16 protein-coding genes are annotated in these 19,022 nt (G+C 61.2%); 11 read left to right on the top strand and 5 right to left on the bottom strand.

The window, feature by feature from the left end:
* Window positions 1-25: 25 nt before the first annotated feature.
* Window positions 26-523, top strand: a complete 498-nt coding sequence (locus B0G69_RS35785; protein ID WP_121324790.1) for a MaoC family dehydratase — start codon at window positions 26-28, stop codon at window positions 521-523.
* A gap of 285 nt (window positions 524-808) precedes the next feature.
* On the opposite strand, the gene B0G69_RS35775 is transcribed toward B0G69_RS35785, so the two are convergent.
* From B0G69_RS35775 to B0G69_RS35760, 4 genes are all read right to left on the bottom strand, one after another.
* The gene (locus B0G69_RS35775; protein WP_121324789.1) at window positions 809-1,828 is read right to left on the bottom strand and encodes a zinc-dependent alcohol dehydrogenase family protein; all 1,020 of its coding nucleotides are present in this window, start codon (window positions 1,826-1,828) and stop codon (window positions 809-811) included.
* A gap of 253 nt (window positions 1,829-2,081) precedes the next feature.
* Window positions 2,082-2,513, bottom strand: coding sequence for a tautomerase family protein (locus B0G69_RS35770; protein WP_121324788.1), 432 nt, complete (start codon window positions 2,511-2,513; stop codon window positions 2,082-2,084).
* 264 nt (window positions 2,514-2,777) lie between these two features.
* Entirely contained in the window at window positions 2,778-3,662 is an 885-nt protein-coding gene (locus B0G69_RS35765; protein WP_121324787.1) for a 3-keto-5-aminohexanoate cleavage protein, read from the bottom strand.
* A gap of 114 nt (window positions 3,663-3,776) precedes the next feature.
* Window positions 3,777-5,183 (bottom strand): NAD-dependent succinate-semialdehyde dehydrogenase, encoded by a 1,407-nt coding sequence (locus B0G69_RS35760; RefSeq protein ID WP_121324786.1) that lies wholly within the window; start codon window positions 5,181-5,183, stop codon window positions 3,777-3,779.
* Between the two features lie 160 nt (window positions 5,184-5,343).
* Between B0G69_RS35760 and B0G69_RS35755 the strand changes: the two genes are divergently transcribed.
* The 8 genes from B0G69_RS35755 (at window position 5,344) to B0G69_RS35720 (ending at window position 13,568) form a co-directional block, all read left to right on the top strand.
* On the top strand, window positions 5,344-5,640 hold the full coding sequence (locus tag B0G69_RS35755) for a DUF1330 domain-containing protein (RefSeq protein ID WP_121325119.1): 297 nt from the start codon (window positions 5,344-5,346) through the stop codon (window positions 5,638-5,640).
* 78 nt (window positions 5,641-5,718) lie between these two features.
* The gene (locus B0G69_RS35750; RefSeq protein WP_121324785.1) at window positions 5,719-6,495 is read left to right on the top strand and encodes an enoyl-CoA hydratase/isomerase family protein; all 777 of its coding nucleotides are present in this window, start codon (window positions 5,719-5,721) and stop codon (window positions 6,493-6,495) included.
* Window position 6,496: 1 nt separating this feature from the next.
* Window positions 6,497-7,783, top strand: coding sequence for a CoA transferase (locus tag B0G69_RS35745; RefSeq protein ID WP_121324784.1), 1,287 nt, complete (start codon window positions 6,497-6,499; stop codon window positions 7,781-7,783).
* A 54-nt stretch (window positions 7,784-7,837) separates the two neighbouring features.
* On the top strand, window positions 7,838-9,211 hold the full coding sequence (locus B0G69_RS35740) for an MFS transporter (protein WP_121324783.1): 1,374 nt from the start codon (window positions 7,838-7,840) through the stop codon (window positions 9,209-9,211).
* A 155-nt stretch (window positions 9,212-9,366) separates the two neighbouring features.
* Window positions 9,367-10,080: a TetR/AcrR family transcriptional regulator gene (locus tag B0G69_RS35735; RefSeq protein ID WP_241991643.1), complete on the top strand. Its 714-nt coding sequence runs from the start codon at window positions 9,367-9,369 to the stop codon at window positions 10,078-10,080.
* A gap of 360 nt (window positions 10,081-10,440) precedes the next feature.
* Complete coding sequence (locus tag B0G69_RS35730; protein WP_241991642.1) at window positions 10,441-10,683, top strand: NAD(P)-dependent oxidoreductase; 243 nt, start codon at window positions 10,441-10,443, stop codon at window positions 10,681-10,683.
* Window positions 10,684-10,811: 128 nt separating this feature from the next.
* Window positions 10,812-12,590 carry an IlvD/Edd family dehydratase gene (locus B0G69_RS35725; RefSeq protein WP_121324782.1) on the top strand — a complete coding sequence of 593 codons (1,779 nt, stop codon included), beginning with the start codon at window positions 10,812-10,814 and terminating at the stop codon, window positions 12,588-12,590.
* Between the two features lie 210 nt (window positions 12,591-12,800).
* Window positions 12,801-13,568, top strand: coding sequence for a carbonic anhydrase family protein (locus tag B0G69_RS35720; protein WP_121324781.1), 768 nt, complete (start codon window positions 12,801-12,803; stop codon window positions 13,566-13,568).
* 266 nt (window positions 13,569-13,834) lie between these two features.
* On the opposite strand, the gene acnB is transcribed toward B0G69_RS35720, so the two are convergent.
* On the bottom strand, window positions 13,835-16,420 hold the full coding sequence (gene acnB, locus B0G69_RS35715; protein WP_121324780.1) for a bifunctional aconitate hydratase 2/2-methylisocitrate dehydratase: 2,586 nt from the start codon (window positions 16,418-16,420) through the stop codon (window positions 13,835-13,837).
* 340 nt (window positions 16,421-16,760) lie between these two features.
* Here acnB and B0G69_RS35710 point away from each other — a divergent pair, with 340 nt between their 5' ends.
* Window positions 16,761-17,075: a hypothetical protein gene (locus tag B0G69_RS35710; protein WP_121324779.1), complete on the top strand. Its 315-nt coding sequence runs from the start codon at window positions 16,761-16,763 to the stop codon at window positions 17,073-17,075.
* Window positions 17,076-17,707: 632 nt separating this feature from the next.
* Window positions 17,708-18,283 (top strand): hypothetical protein, encoded by a 576-nt coding sequence (locus B0G69_RS41225; protein ID WP_199731500.1) that lies wholly within the window; start codon window positions 17,708-17,710, stop codon window positions 18,281-18,283.
* Window positions 18,284-19,022 lie beyond the last annotated feature (739 nt).

Here is a 19,022-nt window from a genome sequence, read left to right as displayed (position 1 = left end):
TCCGGCTGGACCCAGGAGCAAAGAGATGAGCAATAGCATTGGCACGACGACCGGAAAGGTTTACCTGGAAGATCTGTCCGAAGGTATGGTCTATGAGAGTTCCGGCTTCAAACTGGAGGCTGCGGATATCCACGCGTTTGCACGCGAGTTCGATCCGCAGCCATTCCATCTCGATGACGTCGCGGCGCGCGATACCTTGTTTGGCGGACTGGCCGCGAGCGGCTGGCATACGGCCGCCATCACGATGAAGCTGCTCGTGCAGAGCTTGCCACTGGCCGGCGGCATCATCGGGGCCGGCGGCGATATCGCATGGCCGCGCCCTACGCGACCTGGCGATGTTCTGCGAGTCGTCAGCACGATCCTGAGCGTGCAGCCATCGAGGTCAAAACCCGACCGTGGCATGGTGACCGTACAGAGCGAAACGCGGAACCAGCATGGCGATGTATTCCAGCGACTGGTTGCGCGTCTCGTCGTACCCAGATCTCGCGTGCCGTCTACCGCTCCGCTGGATGGATCAAGCTAGCCGCGAGGACGAACTTGCCAGCCGTGGTCGTTGGCGTACCCGCACAAAGCCATAGAACGCCACCTGAAAAACGCGGTTTGCAGCGGACAGGCGAGCACCTTGCGTGACTCGCCTAGACTCGCCTCGCTACTGACCGAGCCGCCCGCACGGAACAGCCGCTAACATCCGTGCCGCGCGACAGCTATCCGATCACCATGCTGACCGGGAAGATGCTCCAGACTTATGGCGGACGCGATCTCGCTGCCCTGCCGTACGAAACGCCCTTGAACATGGACGGGCCGAAGCTCAACGCTCGGCGAACACCAGCAATGGCTTGGCGTCGTGTGCGGCGCGCTCGGCGGCCGTGAATGCGTCTCGTGCACGATCCAGGCGGTAGCAGTGAGCTGCCGGCGGCTTCAGGGAGCCGTTGGCAATACGATCGAGCAGGCTGCGGAGCGTCTGGCTGCCTTCATTGACGCCCTTGCGTGCGAGCCACGAGAAGATGAACCAGCCGCGCACCTCGGCAGCGGAGTAGACCAGCGCTGGCGCGAAGATCGGCATCTCGAACGCCGCCTCGTCGGTCTGACGATGCGACGACAAGGCTCCATACACAAGCAGGCGTCCGTTCGGGGCCAGCTGACGCGCAAGCGCGGCACCCGTGCGGCCCGCGACGCAGTCAATCGCGCTCACGATGCCATTGCCGCCAGTGGCCTTAGCCAACTGCTCGACCCAGCGTTCGTCAGCGGTGCAAAGCACGACGTCGCCGCCAAGCGCCTGAATCTCGGCGACCTGCTCATCGCGGCGTACAAGGTTGATGGTACGGAACCCCTCCGCTTTCGCGATCTGCAATACGAGGCGACCGACCGTCGAGCCGGCTGCGCTCTGGACCAGCCAGTCGCCCCGTTCGAGCCGGTGCTCGCAGATCGTCATTGCCCATGCCGTCATCGGATTGATCAGCGCCTGCGCAGCGTCCTCATCGGAGATCGCCGCCGGTACAGGTATCGCGCGATCGGCTGGACTGATGACCTGTTCTCTCCACGTTCCGGGCACATCCAGCAAAACAACGCGCTCTCCTACCCGCGCGCGTGGCACGTCGCTGCCCACGGAGTCGATGATTCCGACGCCCTCGGACCCGGGCGAGGCAGGCAGTTCCGGCTGACGCTGACGGGCGAAACGTCCACGAATGACGTGCAGGTCAGACGGGTGCACGGGCGCGAGGAGCATCTTTACGCGGACTTCAGCGGGACCGGGCGTGGGCTCTGGCACATCAAGGCAGCGAACCACTTCTGACGGATCGCCATTGCGTTCGATTATCAGAGCTTTCATACGCCTTCTCCTTCTCTTGAACTACTGTCTTCAATCATGATCCCGCGGGCGCGACGTCGTGCCACGGCTACGGATCCACGCATTGTCGGACTCCCAGCTCGGGTGATGGTCGCCATTACGTATCCGTCTTGCTACTAAACGGTACGTCAGAGAGAGACCGCCAGACGATTGGGAGCGACAGCGGTGAAAACCAGGCTCTTCACCGCCGTCGGTCCGGTTCAGCCTCTGAACAGACCAGACCTAAACGTTCGATTTAGCCTTCGCTCGGATCATATGCCGAAGCCCGGTTTTCAAGCTTCCATCTCTTCTCAGCCTCCGTATCAGGCCGAGGTGGTCGAATGCCATCGATCAACCACAGTTCTCGCGGCGTCTCGCCGACATGCAGCTCGAAGTGATAGCCCCGCTCCTGGACAAACGGCGCAATAGCCGCGTTCGCCTTGCGCAACCACGACTCCGTCCACGCCACGTCCTTCGAAATGTGTCTGGCGAATTGATCTAGTCTGATCCTGACAAAATCGCCCCGCGACTCACCTCCCATGAAAAAGGAGTCTTTGGGCTGTTCATGAAACAGAACGCCCACATAGAAGCGAGGGATGATGTAAATGTCGGCAATTCGCTTCGCCATCTCCTGCTTGTCTTCCGACGAGTAGGCACCGACGGGATGATAGATATTCCACAAAGGCATTTTTGTCTCCATGCATCAATAGATGCCGCCTCTCTCTAGTCAGAACATCCCGAATTTCTGAAAGAGAAAGATGAATCCGACATGAGTGAGGCGGCGGTACTGGTAGCCAAAGAATAGGCCACCCTTCGAAAACTCTGCTTTCGCATCGCACCATTTTTATGGAAAACGTTGGCCCTGCTGATCAACTTCACCAAGAAGCCGGCCGGCCTTTCAACCACCAATGGGGGCTTGTCCGAAAGCGGTGCAATGACATCGTCGTTCCTCCTATTGGCGGCTGGAAAGGCCGAGTATGCTGCGAGCCTCCTCAGGCGTTGCCACGTTCCCGCCGATGCTCCTGACAATAGTGACCGCGCGCTTGACCAGCGATGCGTTGCCCGGCGCAAGTTCCCCTTTTGCAAGATAAAGGTTGTCCTCCAGGCCGACGCGGACATGCCCGCCGAGAATCACGCTTTGCGCGACAATCGGAAATTGGGCGCGCGAGATGCCGAACGCTGACCAGCGGGCGTTTTCAGGTAGATAGCGCTTCATCTGTAGAAGGCTTTCGGTATCGGCGGACGCGCCCCATGGCACGCCAAGACATAACTGAAACAATGGGGCCCGCAAAATACCCCGTGTTTCGATCAGGTGTCGCGCAAGACGCACGTGCCCCAGATCGAATACCTCGATTTCGGGCTTCACGCCTGCTTCCTCGACCAGGGTTGCCATTTTGATCAGGTGGTCCGGCACATTCACGAATGCGTGACTACCGAAGTTCATGGTCGCGACGTCGAGGGTGCAGATTTCCGGACGCAACTCGAGCACATGCCGCACGCGCGCCTCGGGCGTCATCATCGTACTGAGTTCGCTTCCCCGGTTCGGGTCTTCTTCGCTGGGAACGAAACGAGCGCCTGGACCTGTCGTCAGATTGATCAATATCGGGCATCCGCTATCGCGGATACGAGAAACGACCTCTCCGTAGAGCGACAACTCAGTGCTTGGAACACCGGTTTTGGGATCGCGAACATGAATGTGCGCGATGCTCGCGCCGGCTCCGCATGCAGCGATCGCTTCATTTGCGATTTGCTCGGGCGTAACAGGCACTGCAGGGCTCAGTCGCGCAGTATCGTCGCTGCCCGTGAGCGCGCAACTGATGATGGTCTTGCTTGTCATGGTTTTCCTTCAAGAAAATATGAATGAAGCGCCACACTCACGCGCCTCGCATGTGACCAGCGCCACTTACGCGTCGACGCTCATGGCAATCGGCGGACGGAACTCCGCTCAACATCAGGCGGCCCGCGCAGGGCCGAACGGTGCGGTCCCCGCGGGCGCAACCCTGATCAGCTTCTTGTTGACGAATTCGTCGAAGCCTAGTTGAGAAAGCTCCCGGCCGAAACCTGAACGCTTCACGCCACCGAACGGCAGTTCCGCCGCCGTGCCGAACGGCTGATTGATGAACACCATGCCGCTGTCGATTTGCGCCGCGACCCGCTCGCCGCGCTCGGTATTCGCAGTGAACACCGACGCACCGAGACCGTACGGCGTGCCATTCGCGAGCGCTATCGCTGCGGCCTCGTCCGCGACGACGTGGAAGGCGGCGACTGGACCGAACAGCTCTTCTGCGAAGACCGGATTCTGTGGCGAAATGTTGGTCAGGACGGTCGGCTGCAGATAGAAACCAGGGCGCTCGACGCGCTTTCCCCCACACACGACGCGTGCACCGTGCACGGTCGCGCGATCGATCTGCTCAAGCAGTAGATTCAACGCGCGCTCGGACGAAAGCGGCGCGACGGCGGTCGTGGGGTCAGCTGGATCACCCGTCGCGAACGCTGCCATCCGCTCTGCAAAGCCATCGAGGAATGCGTCGCCACGCGCCTTGCCGACCACGATGATTCGCTTGGAGCCTACGCAGCATTGCCCCGCATTGAGCATGCGGCCCGCGACCGCGCTGTCGATCGCCCACTCGAGCGGCGCATCCTCGAGCACGATGAACGGATCGCTGCCACCGAGCTCGAGCACAACCTTCTTCAGATTACGGCCCGCACGCTCGGCCACGGCGGCGCCGGCGCGCTCGCTGCCCGTTAGCGTCACGCCTTGAACGCGCGGGTCGTCGATCACGCGGCCAGCCTGTTCGATCGAGATGAACAGATTCGTATAGACGCCTTCGGGCGCGCCCGCTTCGTCGAACAGCCGCGCGAAGGCAAGCGCGGATTGCGGCACGCTTTCCGCATGCTTGAGCAGTAGGACATTTCCCACCATCAGTTGCGGACCGGCTACGCGCGCAATCTGGTAATAGGGAAAATTCCATGGCTCGATGCCGAACAGCACGCCGATCGGCTCGATGTGCACAGCCGCTCCAGGCGCTTCTGCAAGTGGGCGCGGTCGCAGATATGCGTGTGCATGCTTTGCGTAGTAGTCGAGAATGTTCGCCGATGATTCCACTTCCTTGCGCGCTTCTCCGCTGCGTTTGCCCATTTCCAATGTCAGATAGCCGGCGTATTCGTCGGCCCTCTCACGCAACAGCGCCGCCGCGCGCGACACGATGCGAGCCCGGTCGCTGACCGGACGACGGCGCCAATCCGATTCAAAAGCGTTCTGCGCGGCTGCGAGCCTCGTTTCGAGCACGTCGTCGGAGATGTCGTCATAGGTGGCAAGCAATTCGCCGGTCGCAGGATTGATAGTCGTGTATGGCATGGAGGACTCCCAAAAAGGTTGGCATTGCATCATTGCGTTGACATATGCTAACACCGTTAACACTTCTCGAGACCAGCTTTTTTAGGCCAGGAAAAACCCGCATTGATATAAATGTTAACGCCGTTACTATTGTCGCATGTGTCTCAACTGGGGAAGCGAAATGGCAAAGGGATATTGGGTGGCGGCGTATCGGGCGGTCAATGACGCCAGCAAGCTCGCGGCTTACGGCGTCCTCGCAACAGAAGTGGTGAAGGCGGCGGGCGGAAAATTTCTGGTACGGGGCGGCGAAGTCGTTGCATTCCAGGCCGGTCTCAAGGAACGGACCGTCGTGGTCGAATTCCCGAGCTTTGAACAGGCTCTCGCCACGTTTCGAAGCGACGCTTATCAGGAAGCGCTGGCGGTACTGGGAGACGGCGCCGAAAGGGATGCGCGCGTCGTGGCAGGCATCGACGATTGACATGCTCGCGACGTCAAATGTTATCAATATTAACAACAGAGTCGGCCCACACCTGAATTAACGAAATGGAGCAAAAAAATGGATGAAGCAATTGTTCAGAAGGAAATCGAAGGCGATGTGACGGTCCTTACGATGAATCGTCGCCCGCACAACCTGATGGGCCCCACGCTTTATCGGGCGCTACTTGATGAATTCGACAACGCAGTGAAACGCGGCTCGCGAGCCATCCTGCTGCGCAGTGGCCTGCGGCACTTTTCTGCCGGCGCTGAAGTAGCGCTCTTTCCGGACCGCATTGCCAGGCAAGGCAAAGCGCTGATGGACCCGCTCGAGGTGCTTCGCGGCTTCGAGACTCTACCGATACCGATCGTTGTCGCGGTGAACGGCACATGTCTCGGCGGGGGCTTCGAAGTCGCGCTCGCCTGCGACTTCAGCGTAGTCGCGGAATCAGCGAAGATTGGCTCGGTCGAGGTCGCACTCGGTTTGCATCCGTTGCTCGGCGGCATCCAGCGTCAGGTGATGCGTGCCGGGCCGGCACGTGCGAAAGAACTTGCGTTGCTCGGGCGGCGGTACGACGCGGCCACGCTCGAGCGCTGGGGCTTGATCAATCTCGTTGTGCCGGACGACAAGCTCGATGAAGTAGCCCTGTCGGTTGCGCAAGAACTGGCCGCCGGTCCGACCATCGCGCACACCGCCACCAAGCAGCTCGTGCGGGTCGCGGTCAACGAGGGCATCGCCGCAGCCGACGAGGCGATGTTCGAACTGCAAAAGCCGATCTGGGCGTCGCAGGATCTGAAACGTGGACTGGAGGCCTTCGAAAAGACTGGCCCCGGCACCGCCATTTTCGAAGGGAATTGACATGGCCGGACCGCTCGAGGGACTCAAAGTCGTCGATTTTTCGCGGGTGCTTGCCGGCCCTCTCTGCGCCAGGACGCTCGCGGATCTCGGCGCGGACGTAATCAAGATCGAACCGCCGCGGCCCGACGTCACGCGTGCCGCGTTTCCGAATCACGACGGAATGTCGGGCTACTACGCACAGCAGAATAGTGGCAAGCGCAACGTCAGCATCGACTTGAACCTGCCGCGCGCACGCGAACTCGTGCTGCGGTTGTGCGACGAAGCGGACATCATCGTCGAGAATTTTCGAGCGGGTACGCTCAAGGGATTCGGTCTCGACTATGAAACTTTGTCCAGGCGCAATCCAAAACTGGTCTATGTTTCGATCACCGGCTACGGTCAGCGCGGCCCGTGGGCGTCACGCATGGCGTATGCGCCGACTGTGCAGGCCGAAGCAGGCTTTACGCACAACACATTGCGTCATTTCGACGGCACGGGCGACGGGCGCAAATGGACCGATCCGCTGTCGCACGCAGACGTCTATGCGGGCCTGCAGGCGACCATCGCCGTACTTGCGGCCGTGCGCAAACGTGAAGTAACCGGGCGTGGCCAATACATCGACGTCGCGATGGCCGCCGTGATGCTGTCGATCAACGAACGCGCTCACCTTGACATCGCGGGGGTCGACACAGGCGCCGAGCCCGGCATCCTCGGCGCCTCCGACGGCCCGCATTTCGTTGGCCCCGGCGGCGAAGAGTTCGTGGCGGCGCAAAGCATTGTTGGCAGCCTTACCTTCCCGAATTACTTGCGCGCCATGCGCCGTATGGACCTTGCGCGGGATCCGCGCTTCAGCAACGCCGAGTGCCGCCTGCGGAACTACAAAACACTGCACGCAGTGATCCAGACATGGATCCTCTCCTTCCGCGATCTCAAGACGCTCGATGCGCAACTCGACGAGGCGAAGATTGCGATTGGCCAGATCCGTACGTTGAAGCAACTTGCCGAAACCGATTGGGCGAAGCAATGGGGTGCGGTGCACGAGGTCCCGGATCGCCGTGGCGGCTCGTATCTGATCCACGGGTATCCATGGCGCTTTTCCGATGACGAGCTTGCAATGCGCAACGCGCCCGCATTCAGGGGGGAACACAACGAGCAGGTATTCCGTGAAGCGGGCATGGCGGATACCGAAATCCGCCATGCCATCGACACGGGGATTCTGGTTGGTGGACCACAACCGGCTCCAAAGGCGATCGGCGCTTCCGTTCTTGCGCAAGCGAGTGTTCTTCAGGAAGTCCCAGACGGTCTTTGATCACCGGGGGGCGCCTCGCATTAACGATGTCACCACAACTCGTCGGAGGACGGAATGGAAGTCGTGGATCAAGCACGGGTAGAGGGCCCACAAGGCTCAACGTTAGATGACAGCACGCTGCTTCGGAAGGCCTACACGTCGGCGCAGTGGAGGATACTGCCGGTATTGTTCGGCTTATGGATGCTCGCGTGGGTCGGTCGGTCGAACGTTGCTTTTGCGAAATTGCAAATGGTTGTGGATTTGCGGTTCAGCGAAACGGTCTATGGATTGGGCGCAGGCCTGTTCTTTGTCGGCTATGTGTTGTTCGGCATCCCTACCACGATGCTGCAAAAAAAGTTCGGTGCCCGCGTCGTGCTTGCGGGAATCGCTGGCGCGTGGGGGCTGACGAGTGTCACGATGACGTTCGTCAATAGCGCGCCGACCTTCTACGCGCTGAGGTTCCTGCTTGGTGTGTTCGAAGCCGGCTTCTACCCTGGCGTTGTGTTGTACTTCAATGCGTGGTTCCCCACGAAAAGGCGCACGCGCAACTTCAGCATTTTTCACTCAGGGTCGCTCTTCTCGACGGTCGCGATTGGCTTAACGGGAGGATTCGTGCTCGAACACATGAACGGACTGAACGGAGTTGAGGGCTGGCGGTGGATGTTCTTCGCTCAGGCCATCCCTACGGTCGTGTTGGCGTGCGTTGCGTTCATGGTACTGCCTGCTCTGCCTCGCGACGCCAGGTGGCTTTCCGCGCGGCAACGCAAGCTCGTCGAGGATGATCTCCGGCAGAACGCCGAAACGATGGAAAATGCCGACGAAGACGGACGACGTCTGTTACTCAATCCCACCGTCTGGATCTTGAGCGCCGCCTACTTTTGCCTTCTGGCCGCCACCGCAGCTCTGTTCTTCTTCTCCCCGACGCTACTTCGTGAGGCAGGGTTCGGCGGATACAACGAGATTGGCCGTGCAGTCGCTGGTGCCTGTGTCCTCGGAGCCTTGGGCAATGTTCTCATCTGTAGCATCGGGGGCAGCGCGCAGCGTCGGCGAGTCTTTTGTGCACTGGCATCGGTCTTTACCGCGGTGAGCCTTTCGGCGCTGGTTTTCGTATTGCACCGCAGTGCTGCAGCGACGTTTTTGCTCCTTGTTCTTGGCTTCGCGGGAACCGGAGCTGGAATAACGCTTTTCTGGCAAATGTCCGTCGGCCTGCTCAGCAGCAAGTCTATAGTGCTCGGCGTCCCGTTGATCAGTTCCATCGCCAACGTCGCCGGGTTCGTCACACCTTTGTTGATCGGGTACGTCCGCGACGCAACGGGGACCTACGCGAGCGGGTTTATTACGATTGCCTGTATCCAGGCACTTGGCGTTGTGGTTCTTCTTTTTGGCGTGCAACGCGTTATCAGGAGGCGATCGCCCGTTGACGATGTATCGGCTCGATTGCCAACATGATCGGCCGAGGCCAACGTGGACGCACCAGGTGCCCCGTCACGCGGCTAGAATGCGTGCACGGTCACGCGCCGGTTAGCGAGTGATCTGCGATATTGCAAGCCGGTTTGCGCAGAATTTATAATCGATTTCCTTTTTTCTCCACGAACGAAGGCCACGTGAGTCCTAAATCATCTATCGCGAAGAATGCGGATTACCACCATGGCAATCTGCGTAACGCGCTTATCGAAGCGGGGCGCAGCGCGCTCATGGATTTATCGGCTCAAGACCTGAGCCTGCGCTACCTCGCGCGCATGGTGGGCGTATCGGAAGCGGCACCCTCGCGACATTTTTCAGGTATCGACGAACTGCTGGCCACGATCGCGGCAAGTGGCTATCGTGATCTCGCCGCGCTGCGGGTTGCAATCCGCGACAGCGAGGATACCGCGCTTGCCAAAGCGTATCGGATGATGCGCGTATATGTGGAGTTCGCGCAGCGCCACAAAGGTCTGTTCGGCCTGATGATCGGGCCTCGCATCGTGGCGCATCAAGCCTATCCAGAACTGATCGAGGAAAGTAACAGATCTTTTGGGTTGTTTTCGGAGACAATCGAGACGCTGGCCATTGAGGCCGGCTGGGCACAGGCCGATCTCAAGCTGGTGACCCATGCGGCGTGGAGCATGGAACATGGTCTCGCCACGCTGATCCTCGCGAACCGTGCGCCGCGGGCGGACACCAAAGTCGCTATACCGAAGTTGATCGATTTTGTGCTGATGTCGTTACTCGGTGCCATTATGGCCGGTCCGGACCACCTCCAGCGCGTGGTCCAGCAATGTACGCCGTCTGGGAAGCCGAGGGGCACGCGCACAATTCGTAAGCACGCCAAGACGTAGTATCGTTGCTGGATATTACAAATCGCCCGGGGCAAGAGTTCGCTTCCAGCCCTGCGCGGCGCTTTATGCAGTCGCCACTTCATCTGAGCCTCATCTGATCGATGATGCGGCTTTGTCACCGACGTCTCCGCTGGCAAGAAGACTCTCCCTACCCGATTTACCGCGACCAACGACTGAGCCTCCAGAGCGTTTGTCCCGGCGCTGCACGGCCGCGGCTCCGCGTCGTATGCGTCCGCGGCGTCTACTGGAATCGGCCCCCCCTGCTTGCTGGGACGATAGGAGCGACGCAGACGAGGTCGGCTTGTTCAATTAAATGTCCCAGCAACACCTGCTCCGGGTGGTAACCCGGCAACCCGGCATATGATCGGCAAAACCGTGCTCGAAGCGCTGGGTCCGCGCGGCACGCTGGTCAACGTCGCGCGCGGTTCGGCGGTCGACGAAACCGCGCTCGTGGCCGCGCTGCGGGACGCGCGCCTCGGCGCAGCGGCACTCGACGTATATGCACGGAGCCGCCCGATGCCGCATCGCCGCTCCTGTCGTTCGACAACGTCGTGCTCACACCGTACATCGCGAGCGCGAGCGCGACGCATGAAACACACTTGAAGATGGCGGAACTGACGCGCGACAATGTACTGCGCTTTTCTCCGCCGGTCATGCGCTGACGCCCGTCGCGTTGCCGTCCCAACCCGTTGCCGCCGAGTGGCAACCTTACTCCGTGAATGACGCCCACCATGACGCACAACAGCCAGTCCGATCCGTCCGCCGATCAACCCGATACGCCCGCAGCCGCGCGTTCGTCCAGCGGCCTGCGCCAGGGCCTCACGAACTACGGTGACGAGGGCTTCGCGCTATTCCTTCGCAAAGCTTTCATCAAAGGCGCCGGCTACACGGACGACGTCCTCTCACGCCCGATCGTCGCAATCGCCAATACAGGGAGCGCGTACAACCCGTGTCACGGCAACGCGCCTCAACTGATCGAGGCGATCAAGCGCGGCGTCATGCTTGCCGGCGGTCTGCCCGTCGAATTTCCGACCATCTCGATCGCGGAAAGCTTCTCGCATCCGACCAGCATGTATCTGCGCAATCTGATGTCGATGGACACCGAAGAGATGATCCGCGCGCAGCCGATGGACGCGGTCGTGCTGATCGGCGGCTGCGACAAGACGGTGCCCGCGCAGCTGATGGGTGCCGCCGCCGCGAATGTGCCGGCGATCCAGCTCGTCACCGGCCCGATGCTCACCGGCTCGCATCGCGGCGAGCGGGTCGGCGCCTGCACCGATTGCCGCCGCTTCTGGGCTAACTTTCGCGGCGACCAGATCGATGCGGCCGAGATCGACGCGGTGAACAACCAGCTGGTCGCGACGGTCGGCACCTGCTCGGTGATGGGCACGGCGAGCACCATGGCCTGCATCGCCGAAGCAATGGGGATCATGCTGCCGGGCGGCGCGACGCCGCCGGCGGTGAGCGCCGACCGCATGCGGATCGCCGAAAAAACCGGTCAGCAGGCCGTCGCGATGATCGGCGCGCAGCTTACGCCGCAAAAAATCCTGACGCCGCAAGCCGTCGAAAACGCATTGCGCGTGCTGCTGGCTACCGGCGGTTCGACCAACGGCATCATCCATTTGACGGCCATCGCCGGCAGGCTCGGCATTCGTCTCGATCTGCAACGGCTCGACCATATTGCACGGGAGACGCCCGTACTCGTCGATCTGAAGCCCTCTGGACAGCACTACATGGAGGACCTGCATCGCGCGGGCGGCCTGACGACGGTGATGCGGCGCATGCGCCATCTGCTGCATCTCGATGCGCTCACCGTGACCGGACGCACCTTGGGCGAGGAACTGGACGCCGCGCCCGCGGACTTCCCGCAGGACATCGTGCGTTCGATGCAGAACCCGATCTACCCCGAAGGCGGCATTGCGGTACTGAACGGCAATCTGGCGCCGCGTGGCGCGATCATCAAGCAGTCCGCGGCCAATCCGGCGCTGATGGAACATAGCGGGCGGGCGGTCGTCTTCGAAGATGCCGAGGATCTCGCGCGCCGCATCGACGATCCCGACCTCGACGTGCATGCCGACGACGTGCTCGTGCTCAAGCGGATCGGGCCGGTCGGCGCACCCGGCATGCCGGAGGCCGGGTACATTCCGATTCCGAAGAAGCTGGCGCGGCAGGGTGTGAAGGACATGGTGCGAATCTCGGATGGCCGCATGAGCGGCACCGCCGCGGGGACGATCGTGCTGCATGTCACGCCCGAGGCAGCCGTCGGCGGCCCGCTCGCGATCGTGCGTAACGGTGACCGCATCCGTCTGAGCGTGGCGCAACGCGTCGTCGCGCTCGAACTGGACGACGCGCAGATCGCCGAACGTCTCGCCGCGTTGCCGCCCGTCGCGACCGGGACGAACGAACGGGGCTATCGCAAGCTGTTTTTGCACTCGGTCACTCAGGCGGATGAAGGTTGCGATTTCGATTTTTTGCAAGCGCCGCACATGACGGTTAGTGTGCCGCGATAGTGCGCGGTGCCTTGGCGCACCGGCTTGTCACGCCGAGCCTCGATTTTCGCTGCTGCGTTGCTTGAAGGCATCCTTCGCGGCTTGGGACCGGGAAACCGTCGAGCCCGGGGTGCGCCCCGCCCGCCGCCGCCCCCCGCAGTAGCGCCTGTGAATTGTCAGGAACACAACATAGACTGAACACCCAGTAGTTAGTCCAATGGAGAACAGATCATGGCTTGCGAGTTTCGTCACTGCACCTGTCCCGATTCCTCACATTCCATTCAAAGAGGCCGACGTACAGCGCTGAAAACTGGCCTCGGCATCGCACTTGCCGGAGCGGTTGGCACCGCCGCGCTCTCGGTGTCGTCTGTCTCGCTGGCCGCGGCACTCACGCAAAAAGAGCGTGACAGTCTGACGCCCGATCAGATCATCGAAAGCATTAAGAAAGGCAACGAACGTTTTCGCGCGGGAACCGCGCATCAGCACGACTATCTCGCGCAGAAACGGGCAAGCGCCGGTGGCCAGTTTCCCGCCGCTGTCATTCTCAGTTGTATCGACTCCCGCACCCCCGCAGAACTCATCCTCGATTCCGGCATCGGCGATACCTTCAATGCACGTATCGCGGGCAATATTGCCAATGAGGATCTGGCCGGAAGCCTCGAATTCGCGTGCGCCGCAGCCGGAGCCAAGCTCGTGCTGGTCATGGGTCATACGGATTGCGGCGCGATCAAGGGCGCTATCGACAACGTCCAGCTCGGCAATCTGACCGGCTTGCTGGCGAAGATAAAGCCTGCCATTGATGCCACACAATATGAAGGGAAGCGCACGGGCAGTAACATTGAATTCGTCGACAAGGTTGCAAGAGCGAATGTCCAGAACACGATCAACGACCTACGCAAACGCAGCGAAATCCTGGCGTCAATGGAAAGGGATGGAAAGATAAAGATGGTAGGTGCGATGTATCACCTGAACAACGGGAAAGTCGAGTTCATGATCTGACATTGCGGCCATGCGGCTTGACATCCACGAGCCCACTTCAGTCCCTGCAGGCGATCTATCGCAACACCCAAGTCCCGGCGCGAGGCCGGGTGCAGATTGACATCACAAGAAATCAGGAACGGCACGGCGGCGATATTCCTTCTCGAAAGCCTGCCTAGAGATACCACTTCGGCGCCGCAACAAAAAATGGCGCTGCAGACGTTCAGCCTGCAGCGCCATTCTGTGGTGCTACGACGCGACCGACACGCCGTAGCCCGACAGCACGCTTACATCTCGACGGTGTCGGCCACTTCCTTGAAGTCTTCGATCTGGTCGAAGTTCATGTACTGGTAGATCTTGTCGCTGTTGGCGTTGAGCACGCCCATGTCGGCCATGTACTCCTCGCGGGTCGGAATCTTGCCCAGACGCGAGCAGATCGCCGCCAGTTCCGCCGAGCCGAGGTACACGTTCGTGTTCTTGCCCAGGCGGTTCGGGAAGTTACGGGTCGAGGTCGACATGACCGTCGCGCCTTCACGCACCTGTGCCTGGTTGCCCATGCACAGCGAGCAGCCCGGCATTTCGGTACGGGCACCGGCTGTGCCGAACACGCCGTAGTGGCCTTCCTCGGTCAGCTGCTTCTGGTCCATCTTGGTCGGCGGGGCCACCCACAGCTTGACCGGGATGTCGCGCTTACCTTCGAGCAGCTTCGACGCGGCACGGAAGTGTCCGATGTTGGTCATGCACGAGCCAATGAACACTTCGTCGATCTTGGCACCGGCCACGTCCGAGAGCGTCTTCACGTCGTCCGGATCATTCGGGCAGGCCACGATCGGCTCGTGGATGTCGGCCAGGTCGATCTCGATGACCGCGGCGTACTCGGCGTCGGCATCCGGCGACAGCAGTTGCGGGTCGGCCAGCCACTGCTCCATCGCCTTGATGCGGCGCTCCAGGCTGCGCGGGTCCTGGTAGCCTTCGGCGATCATCCACTTCAGCAGCGTGACGTTGCTGTTGAGATACTCGATGATCGGCTCCTTGTTCAGGTGCACCGTACAACCGGCGGCCGAGCGTTCTGCGGAAGCATCCGACAATTCGAACGCTTGCTCGACCTTCAGCTCGGGCAGGCCTTCGATTTCGAGAATACGGCCCGAGAAGATGTTCTTCTTGCCTTGTTTGGCAACCGTCAGCATGCCTTGCTTGATGGCGTACAAGGGAATTGCATTGACCAGGTCGCGCAGGGTCACGCCCGGCTGCATTTTGCCCTTGAAGCGGACCAGCACCGATTCCGGCATGTCCAGCGGCATCGTGCCGGTGGCGGCCGCAAAGGCGACGAGGCCTGAGCCGGCCGGGAAACTGATGCCGATCGGGAAGCGAGTGTGCGAATCGCCGCCGGTGCCCACGGTGTCGGGCAGCAGCATGCGGTTCAGCCACGAGTGGATCACGCCGTCACCCGGGCGCAGCGCAATGCCGCCACGGGTGCTGATGAAGTTCGGCAAGGTCTGGTGGGTCTTGACGTCCACCGGCTTCGGATAGGCAGCGGTGTGGCAGAACGACTGCATGACGAGGTCGGCCGAAAAACCCAGGCACGCCAGGTCCTTGAGTTCGTCGCGGGTCATCGGGCCCGTCGTGTCCTGCGAGCCGACCGAGGTCATCTTCGGTTCGCAGTATGTGCCGGGGCGCACGCCCTCGCCTTCCGGCAGGCCGCAGGCGCGGCCGACCATCTTCTGGGCCAGCGAGAAGCCCTTGCCGCTGTTGGCCGGCTGCTGCGGCAGGCGGAACAGGGTCGACGGAGCCAGGCCCAGCGCTTCACGTGCCTTGGCGGTCAAACCACGGCCGATGATCAGGGGAATGCGGCCGCCGGCGCGCACTTCATCGAACAGCACGTCGGACTTGACCTGAAACTCGGCGATCACTTCGCCGTTCTTCAGGGCTTTGCCTTCGTACGGGCGCAGTTCGACCACGTCGCCCATATCCATCTTCGACACGTCGAGTTCGATCGGCAAGGCGCCGGCGTCTTCCATCGTGTTGTAGAAAATCGGGGCGATCTTGCTGCCCAGGCACACGCCGCCGAAGCGCTTGTTGGGGATGAAGGGGATGTCTTCACCCGTGAACCACAGCACCGAGTTGGTGGCCGACTTGCGCGAGGAGCCGGTGCCGACCACGTCGCCCACATACGCGACCAGGTGGCCCTTTTCCTTCAGCGACTCGATGAACTTGACCGGGCCACGCTTGCCGTCCTCTTCCGGAGTGATACCGGGACGGGCGTTCTTCAGCATCGCCAGCGCGTGCAGCGGGATGTCCGGACGGGTGGTCGCATCCGGGGCCGGCGACAGGTCGTCGGTGTTGGTTTCACCCGTCACCTTGAAAACGGTGATGGTCAGGCTCTGCGGCACTTCCGGACGGCTGGTGAACCATTCGGCGTCGGCCCAGCTTTGCAGCACGGCCTGGGCGTTGCCGTTGCCCTTCTCCGCCAGTTCCTTGACGTCGTGGAACTGGTCGAACATCAGGAGGGTCTTCTTCAGCGCCTCGGCGGCCACGGTGGCCACATCAGCGTCGGACAGCAGCTCGATCAGCGGCTGGATGTTGTAGCCGCCCAGCATCGTGCCGAGCAATTCGGTGGCGCGAGCGCGCGAGATCAGCGCGCAGGCGGTCTGGCCTTTGGCCACGGCGGCGAGGAAGCCGGCCTTCACGCGAGCGGCTTCGTCCACGCCGGCGGGCACGCGGTTAGTGATCAGGTCGAGCAGGGTCTGCTCTTCGCCGGCCGGCGGATTCGTCAGGAGTTCAACCAGCTCGGCGGTCTGCTGAGCCGTCAGCGGCAGGGGAGGAATGCCAAGCGCGGCGCGGGCGGCCACGTGAGTACGAAAATTTTCAAGCATGGGGACCTGCTGGTATTTGCGTTTCAGGGAAAGGCTTTTACGGCACGCCAAAGGCCGTGCCGGACGCTGCTCTAGCGCGATTCTAATTGCAACACCCCTGTATGGTCAAATGTCTTATGTCTTATATAAGAGTTGATAGTCAAATCAATCACGATCCCAATAGACGTCTCGCGAGGTTGCAAGTTCGGAAACAATGTATTGACGAGAGCTATTTGTGATCAATTTATAAGAAGATGCCGGACTTCAACGCCACCGGCACTCGGGCTCAAGACATCGCCTGGTCGTTGTTTCGCTAACCCCGCGTCTGCTGTTCCCGGCGCTCAAGATTGGAAGCTCCATCATGGCTAAAGGGTTCATGCCTGTTCTCACCGTCGTGTCAGTCATCGCCCTGCCCACGGGCGCGTCCGCTCAGGGCAACGGTCCTTTCACGCGTGAGCTAGTGCACGAAGAAGTCATCCGACTGCAGCAAGCGAGCTACGACGGGACCAACGCTGACGCGCCCTATGCGGCGAATATCCACGCCGCCCTGGCGAGCGCGGCGGCTCAACAGCAGGCGTTCAGTGGCTACGGTGGCGTGAAATTGGGCTCCGCAGTTCCGGTGGCAACGACTCCCGCTCAGTTGGCCTCGTATCGATCCATCTACAGCGAAGGTTGATTGGGCATCAAGGTGGGCAAGTCGCAGACTTGTGCCGGATTGACTATTGCGACGCCGGCGTACCACCTCCGCACGCGAGGCTCGGCGGAAGGCGTAGGTTCCTCAGGATCATCCGAAGGTTGTGATCGACACCTTGTCTGCAAACTCGTACGGCACGTGGGCGCTGCCCGTCGTCAGGCGGTGCATGCACGGCGCACGGCTTGTTTTCATTCTTCGGCTTGTGCAACAGAGCCTTCCATCAGGCGCCGATGGCGACGGTGCCGCTTTTCATCGAATAGGAGAAAGTTTGTGAGGTTGAGGATAGTTGTGCTCGCCCTGATCGCGACGATAGCCGTATGCCTGAGTAGCACCGCGCAAGCGCATGTGAGGGTCGGGGTTTTATTGGGTATGCCGCCCCCTATCTACGTCGCGCCGCCCCCCATCGTCTACGCTGCACCTGCCCCCGTCGTCGTCCAGTCGGTCCAGCCAGCCCCGACCACCGTCTATGTCGAGAAAACGCAAACGAGTCCGCCGGCAGGTACCTGGTGGTATTGCCCGGTGACAAAAAAATATTACCCATACGTGAAGGGATGTTCGAGCGGCTGGGTGGAAGTGCCCGTGAGGCCAACCGGGCCGAAATGATTATGAGCCAAATGAATTCCATCTCCCCGCCATCGCGCGCGAAGCGGGGCGCGTCTGCGGTAGTCGCCGCCGCGGTCAGCCTGGCCGGCATCATCGCCCTCGCCGGCTGTGCTGGCGTGCCGACGGGCCCCACAGTGATGGCCCTGCCCGGCACCGGCAAGTCCTTCGATCAATTCCGCGCCGATGACGCAACGTGCCAGCAATTTGCTTCCCAGCAGACCGGCGGTGTGAGTACCCAACAGGCCGCAGCGACCGGCGCCCTCGGCGGTACGGCCGTCGGCACCGCGCTCGGCGCGGCGGCCGGTGCGGCGTTCAACGGCCGCCGTGGTGCAGCGGTCGGCGCAGGCGCAGGTCTGCTCGGCGGCAGCATGATCGGCGGCGGCATGGCGCAAAGCTCCGCCACCAGCCTTCAACATCGCTACGACCAGGCGTACGTTCAGTGCATGTACGCAAATGGCGAGCGCGTGCCTCTGCCGCGCAGCGCCGCCGATGTGTATCGGACGCAAGACGAAGCGACGCGATTGCAACCGGCCTACAATACGCCGCCTCTGCCAGCCTACGATACGCCGCCTCCGCCAGGTTACTGACCTTAGCACCTTGGCACGCCGACCACGCTCGCGTTGTCGACAGGAGCGGGCACCTCGGCGACTGGCCATGTCGCTTGCAATACCTCGCAGAAAACTGCCCGCGGCCTATGTGTGATTCCCCGAACAACGGACGGAGTTTCCTGAAGGCGACGCAGCCCGGCATCCGAGCAACCCGCGATGGTATTACGCAACGGGCATCGCCAACTTGCGGCGGAAGTTAACGGCAGGCTCATGAGGCGGACCTCTGTAATGCGGTATCCAACCCGCGGATATCAGTGTGATCCACCGTCGAGACTTACTGCTGCGCCGCCCTCAGGAAATTCATGCGTCGATGCAACAACCTGAAAACCAATGTCGTGATTGACATGCAAAGTCATATCAATACCAGCGAACCGCGCAGCTGATGACGACAGCGGAGAAGCGGTGGTCGTGACAAAGCGATTTTGTCTTCGTCATCGACTCGTTCTATCGTCGCCTCCGCACCAACTTGATAGAGCCTTCGTCAGTTGAGAGAGTGGCATACCTGGTTTCAAAGAGGTGTGTCTGCAGGGCGCCCGGCTGCGCGATAAGCACCCTTCTGCGAGTTCGTTGATATGGTGCTTACGGATAGCGGCCCAAGAGGCGAATAGACTGACACCTTCACGAGGGCGACAGCCAGATCATGTTTTTGTGTCAGGCGACGCCGCCTCTTTGTCCGCCTGGAACTCCCTAGCTGTGACGACCTGCAATCCAAACAGGC

The organism is Paraburkholderia sp. RAU2J, assembly GCF_003634845.1.
Classification (GTDB): domain Bacteria; phylum Pseudomonadota; class Gammaproteobacteria; order Burkholderiales; family Burkholderiaceae; genus Paraburkholderia; species Paraburkholderia fynbosensis.
This window is presented reverse-complemented; position numbering and strand designations above follow the sequence as displayed.